2 protein-coding genes, 1 tRNA gene, 2 rRNA genes and 1 pseudogene (1 of these 6 only partly in view) are annotated in these 6,448 nt (G+C 54.2%); 5 read left to right on the top strand and 1 reads right to left on the bottom strand.

Annotation, left to right across the window (positions count from 1 at the left end):
• From FE840_RS00710 to FE840_RS20820, 4 genes are all read left to right on the top strand, one after another.
• Positions 1–2,277, top strand: a 23S ribosomal RNA gene (locus FE840_RS00710) (it extends 603 nt beyond the left edge of the window).
• 217 nt (positions 2,278–2,494) lie between these two features.
• Positions 2,495–2,609: ribosomal RNA gene (gene rrf / locus FE840_RS00705) — 5S ribosomal RNA — on the top strand.
• A gap of 258 nt (positions 2,610–2,867) precedes the next feature.
• A tRNA-Met gene (locus FE840_RS00700) sits at positions 2,868–2,944 on the top strand.
• A 202-nt stretch (positions 2,945–3,146) separates the two neighbouring features.
• A complete protein-coding gene (locus tag FE840_RS20820) occupies positions 3,147–3,443 on the top strand; it encodes a hypothetical protein (protein WP_246318812.1) in 297 nt (98 codons plus the stop codon).
• A gap of 261 nt (positions 3,444–3,704) precedes the next feature.
• On the opposite strand, the pseudogene FE840_RS20815 reads toward FE840_RS20820, so the two are convergent.
• Positions 3,705–4,757 (bottom strand): annotated as a pseudogene (locus FE840_RS20815) (recombinase family protein); the annotation flags it as partial.
• Positions 4,758–5,134: 377 nt separating this feature from the next.
• Here FE840_RS20815 and FE840_RS00690 point away from each other — a divergent pair.
• Positions 5,135–6,226, top strand: coding sequence for a hypothetical protein (locus tag FE840_RS00690; protein WP_171033732.1), 1,092 nt, complete (start codon positions 5,135–5,137; stop codon positions 6,224–6,226).
• The last annotated feature ends 222 nt before the right edge of the window (positions 6,227–6,448 follow it).

The raw sequence follows: 6,448 nt of genomic DNA, 5'->3' as shown, positions 1-6,448 counted from the left end.
ACCCCGACAAGGGGAGTGAAATAGAACCTGAAACCGGATGCCTACAAACAGTAGGAGGCCGCAAGGCTGACTGCGTACCTTTTGTATAATGGGTCAACGACTTAGTGTAACTAGCAAGCTTAAGCCGGTAGGTGTAGGCGCAGCGAAAGCGAGTCTGAACAGGGCGATTGAGTTAGTTGCATTAGACCCGAAACCGAGTGATCTAGCCATGAGCAGGTTGAAGGTTGGGTAACACCAACTGGAGGACCGAACCCGCATCTGTTGCAATAGATTGGGATGACTTGTGGCTAGGGGTGAAAGGCCAATCAAACTCGGAAATAGCTGGTTCTCCGCGAAATCTATTTAGGTAGAGCGTCGACCGAATACCCTCGGGGGTAGAGCACTGGATGGGCTATGGGGACTCACCGTCTTACTGATCCTAACCAAACTCCGAATACCGAGGAGTACTAGTCGGCAGACACACGGCGGGTGCTAACGTCCGTCGTGAAAAGGGCAACAACCCTGACCTCCAGCTAAGGTCCCCAAGTCATGGCTAAGTGGGAAAGGATGTGAGGATCCCAAAACAACCAGGATGTTGGCTTAGAAGCAGCCATCATTTAAAGAAAGCGTAACAGCTCACTGGTCTAAATAAGGGTCTTTGCGCCGAAAATGTAACGGGGCTAAAGCCATGCACCGAAGCTGAGGATGTATCGCAAGATACGTGGTAGCGGAGCGTTCCGTAAGCCTGTGAAGGGGTACCTGTGAGGGGCCCTGGAGGTATCGGAAGTGCGAATGTTGACATGAGTAACGATAAAGAGGGTGAGAGACCCTCTCGCCGAAAGACCAAGGGTTCCTGCTTAAAGTTAATCTGAGCAGGGTTAGCCGGCCCCTAAGGCGAGGCAGAAATGCGTAGTCGATGGGAACCACGTTAATATTCGTGGGCCTGGTGGTAGTGACGGATTGCGTAACTTGTTCATTCTTATTGGATTGAATGGGCGAGGAAGCGGTTCCAGGAAATAGCTCCACCGTATAGACCGTACCCGAAACCGACACAGGTGGTCAGGTAGAGTATACCAAGGCGCTTGAGAGAACTATGTTGAAGGAACTCGGCAAATTGCACGCGTAACTTCGGAAGAAGCGTGACCCCTTTTGACGCAAGTCAGATGGGGTGGCACAGACCAGGGGGTAGCGACTGTTTATCAAAAACACAGGGCTCTGCGAAGTCGCAAGACGACGTATAGGGTCTGACGCCTGCCCGGTGCTGGAAGGTTAAGAGGAGAGGTGCAAGCTTTGAATCGAAGCCCCAGTAAACGGCGGCCGTAACTATAACGGTCCTAAGGTAGCGAAATTCCTTGTCGGGTAAGTTCCGACCTGCACGAATGGCGTAACGACTTCCCCGCTGTCTCCAACATAGACTCAGTGAAATTGAATTCCCCGTGAAGATGCGGGGTTCCTGCGGTCAGACGGAAAGACCCCGTGCACCTTTACTATAGCTTTACACTGGCATTCGTGTCGGCATGTGTAGGATAGGTGGTAGGCTTTGAAGCTTGGACGCCAGTTTGAGTGGAGCCATCCTTGAAATACCACCCTTATCGTCATGGATGTCTAACCGCGATCCGTCATCCGGATCCGGGACAGTGTATGGTGGGTAGTTTGACTGGGGCGGTCGCCTCCGAAAGAGTAACGGAGGCGCGCGATGGTGGGCTCAGACCGGTCGGAAATCGGTCGTCGAGTGCAATGGCATAAGCCCGCCTGACTGCGAGACTGACAAGTCGAGCAGAGACGAAAGTCGGTCATAGTGATCCGGTGGTCCCGTGTGGAAGGGCCATCGCTCAACGGATAAAAGGTACGCCGGGGATAACAGGCTGATGACCCCCAAGAGTCCATATCGACGGGGTTGTTTGGCACCTCGATGTCGGCTCATCGCATCCTGGGGCTGGAGCAGGTCCCAAGGGTTTGGCTGTTCGCCAATTAAAGCGGTACGTGAGCTGGGTTCAGAACGTCGTGAGACAGTTCGGTCCCTATCTGCCGTGGGTGTAGGAATATTGACAGGATCTGTCCCTAGTACGAGAGGACCGGGATGGACATATCTCTGGTGGACCTGTTGTCCTGCCAAGGGCATAGCAGGGTAGCTATATATGGAAGGGATAACCGCTGAAGGCATCTAAGCGGGAAACCCACCTGAAAACGAGTATTCCCTATCAGAGCCGTGGAAGACGACCACGTTGATAGGACGGGTGTGGAAGCGCAGCAATGTGTGAAGCTTACCGTTACTAATAGCTCGATTGGCTTGATCGTTCTCATTGCTTGTGCTCATCAGCGCTGCTTGCAGCGCCGATGATGCTTCTCTTCTGTCCTGACGCGCTTCGCGCTCCGGACGGGCCGCGCCACGAGGCGCGACGGCCTATCGGCCTGTATGGGTAGTCCCAGGCAGACGATGGCAGAGAAAAGACGTGTTCAATAAGGAAAACAGGCGAATGTCTGTACCAGCTTCTCAATGATTGCCCTTAGCTGACCTGGTGGTTATGGCGGGGTGGCTGCACCCGTTCCCATTCCGAACACGGCCGTGAAACGCCCCAGCGCCAATGGTACTTCGTCTCAAGACGCGGGAGAGTAGGTCGCTGCCAGGTCTGCTAAAGGCAATCATAATCTTCTCAAGCACAGATACTCGGCCCAAGCCGGAAACATCGGGCCGCTATCCAAGCGGCCCTTTCTGCTTGATACAGTCTCTCAAGCGTCTCAATACTCCCGAGACGCTCTTGGCGCGGGGTGGAGCAGCCCCGGTCCTCGCCGCAGGGAACGAAAGTGACCGAGGAAGGACGAATAAAAAAGACCGGGCTACGCACCCGGTCATCTGGCAACAACGCCAGACACTGGCTCAAACATAACGCGGGGTGGAGCAGCCCGGTAGCTCGTCAGGCTCATAACCTGAAGGCCGCAGGTTCAAATCCTGCCCCCGCAACCACTGAGACTTGAATCTGCTGCCATTCAAGTTGTTTCCTCGAAAGCTCCTCGGCGTAACCCGCCAGGAGCTTTTGCTTTTTGTCCTCCGTGTCAACCTCGCCAGAGAGTTCTCGGGCAAGGACGTCCTGCTCGACCATCGACCTGAAGCGCGTCTCCATCATCTGCGCCGCTTCCATGGCGGCGAGGATCGAGGCGATGCGGCCATGGACTTCCAGCGCCGGCGGTTGCCTGCCCGGTGTGCTGGCAATCACCACTTTCTGAACCAATTGCCGAATGATGTCGATGAAGGGTTGCTTTGTCGCGGTATCGGCATGGTCACGCGCAAGGTAGATTGCTGTATTGATGATCGTCTCCACGGTCTCGGGATTGATCTCCTTGCGGAGTTGCCTCAAGCGGTCTTCATCGCTCATTTTCGTCAGGTCGTCGTTTGCCCGAGAAAGAACATTCTCCAGTTCTTCTTTCTGTTCCTCGAGTTTGTCGAGCATGTCGTCCAGAGCTGAAAGCGGACGACGGCCTTCGGCGGCTCTTTGCGAAATCTGGGCGATGATAGCCTGCTGGTCTTTCTTGATCTGAGCAAGTTTTGCTTCAAATTCCGCCGTGGTGGATACCCCTGCCTTGTGCCTGGCCATTTGCTTCTTGAGAACACGATCGGCGATCTTCTCGAATGCGTCGAAATGCAGGAACGCCACCGGCACACAAGTGATCACCCGGTCTTCAAGCTCCTTTCGTAGGATCGTCTTCTGATTGCTGCAGCACGCACCGTCAAGTTCGGCAACCGGCACCTTCTTCTTGTGGTTCGTACATCCATAGCGGTCCTTCGCCATAATCGCGTAAGGCCCTCCGCACTCTGCGCATTCGAGAATGCCGCTGAGCAGGTAAGATGCACGGTGCGAGCGGTTAAGATGATTTGTTGTCGTTCGTTGGAATTCCTCCAGAACCTGACTCTGCCGACGTTTGACCCTGGCCCAAAGCTCATCGGAGATGATGCGGAGGTCGGGCCGTTCATCGACAACCCATTCAGCCTGTTCATTGTGACGGGCAACACGCCGCTCGGTGTCCGGGTTCTTTCGATATTCGCGCCGGTTCCAGACTGCTCTGCCGAGATAAAGTTCGTTGTTCAAGATCCCAGTCCCGCGGTCAACGTGTCCGCGAATAGCGGTGTCACGCCAGGTTGATCCGCGGGGGCCGGTGATACCCTGCTGGTTAAGCTCGACCGCAATGTCGCGCGGTGAGACTCCGTCGGCATATCGTTGAAAGATCAGCTTCACGATTTTGGCTTGCTCTTCATCGATCTCGCGGAGGCCGGGGATTCGTTCACCCTTGGCATCGTATTCCAGTTTGATCTTGTAGCCATACGCCAGACACGTCGTTGACTTGCCCTTACGAACTGCCGTCTTCATTCCCTCCCGGGTCCTGTAGCGGATCTGGTCGATCAACTCATGGCTGAGCGTCACGCGCAGTCCCATCTCGATATCGGTCACTTTCGTGCCGCCGTGGACTGTCCATAGCTCGCAGTCGCTGTAGCGCAGGCGCTTCAGAAAGCCGTTTCCATGTTCCGGATCGCGTGAAATGCGGTCGACAGTAACGCACAGAATGACATTGGCGTCTCGCTTCTTGACCCGATCGAGGACCTGCTGAATCCCCGGGCGGCGTTGATACGTCGTTCCACTGATTGCTTCATCCGAAAATGTTGCAATGAGATGCCAGCCGCGATCGCAGATGAAACTCTTGCAGAGTTCGATCTGCGTTTCGATCGATACATCGTGTTGCCGATCCGTCGAGTAGCGTGCGTAGATGATGACATTCTTGCTCATGATAATTCCGTTTAAAAAAATACGTGCTTAAACCGGGCGTGCGCGGATGTCCGGGCTGCTCGTGATCAAGTGTCCGTGCATGCGCATGCTGGGTGTCAAATGCACGCCGGAAGAGGCGGTTCAACAGCCTTCCCGCGCGACCAGCGCGTCTTCGACAGCGAAAATATGGGATGATATTCCGTCATCGCAAGTATCGAAAATACGGAATTGGAATAATAACCTAAGAGCGAAGTTGGAAACCCATGGCATGCGTATAGTGTCCTTAAAGACGTCGTTCATGTTGTCATGAATGAGATTAAATTGAAATTCAAATGTTGACAGAAGGAGATTTTGCTCTGACCATGTTTAAACGGCAATGGTGCCGTGGAGTTAGAACATTGAAAAATCGAAAGCGTAAAGATGAAAACATAACGATGAATGGCCTACACGAGGGTAAAGCCAGCACAGCGCTGGTGATGTACGCAGGGGACGAGGCCGCCGTCAATCAAGAGCAGCAGAGACGGCTGGACGAAATTGCCGATATGGTCGTCTCGGCAAACATATCGTCTACTGAGTGCGCCTTCATTTATGGGAAGTGCTTTGCGGAGGCGAAGGCGATACTTGCGAAGAAAGAGTTCGGCAAGTGGCTGAAGGGGGTCTCAAGGTACACCGTTCGTTCGGCGTGGAACTTTATTCTTGTGCATGAGCGGCTTTCGGAGCATCGCGAGGTGCTTGTTAATGCCGGGTTGGCGACAACTGAATTGTTTGAGCTGGCCAAGGGCGAGCCTCAGGCGGTGTCGCAATTGGCCGACCGCATTGGTCATGGTGAGCGGTTCAATCGTACGCAGATCAGATCCTTGCTCGGTATACAGAATAGGGCCGAGAAGAAATCGCAGTCAGCAATTCTCATCGGTGGTGAAGTCGGTTTGCAGGCAGTGGTTCAGGCAAAGATTGCTCACGACATGGCGAAGTTCAGAAAGCTGATGGCAAGTATCCTGAGGGAAGTTGAACTCGCACTCCAGCCGTTGGAGCTCGGAAAATCGGTCATCAAGAGCCACTTGAGGATATCCATCCTCCAGGAATGCCGCGATGCCAGCACATTGATCGATGTGATTGCGTCGCCGATGACGCTTCAGATTCAGACCCGGCTTTATCCTGGACATTTGCCTGAGGACACACCCTGGGGCCGCGTTCAGAGATTGCTGCACTTGATGGCATTTGAAGACAAATGGCCTGTTCGCTCGGATTTTGTGCCGTGGCTGCAAGATGAAGTCTTGCCACTTCTCAAGTTTGCCGTCCATGGCGATCCTCTTCCAGAGACGTTTATTGGATCAACAAGCCAGGCAGAAACGACGACTGTCGTCGCTGAACGCGAGGTAACGCAATCAGCAGAAGTTGCGGCTGATGACGACAGAATTACTGTTGCCGCGCCGCCGCTGGATCCGATCGACACGGTACCGGCCGAGGAGCTCAAGTCGGTCGAGACCTGATGCCGCGATTGATCATCAAACCCTGAAGGCCCTGCATGCGTGCGGGGCCTTTTTGCGTTTTGTGCCTGTGAAACCAAGCCCTATTGCCTCGTCCCGACGCGTGCACCGTTAACCATAGCGGAGCTCTCTGTTCCGGGTACGTTCTTTCGACCTTGCCGGACACGGTGCTCCGGGCTATCTGTGGAGTGTATCGGAGAAACGTAATCTTCTCCGGAACTTAAG

It is taken from the genome of Peteryoungia desertarenae (assembly GCF_005860795.2).
Lineage (GTDB): Bacteria > Pseudomonadota > Alphaproteobacteria > Rhizobiales > Rhizobiaceae > Allorhizobium > Allorhizobium desertarenae.
The sequence above is the reverse complement of the archived record's forward strand: the minus strand, read 5'-3'. Positions and strand labels throughout refer to the sequence as shown.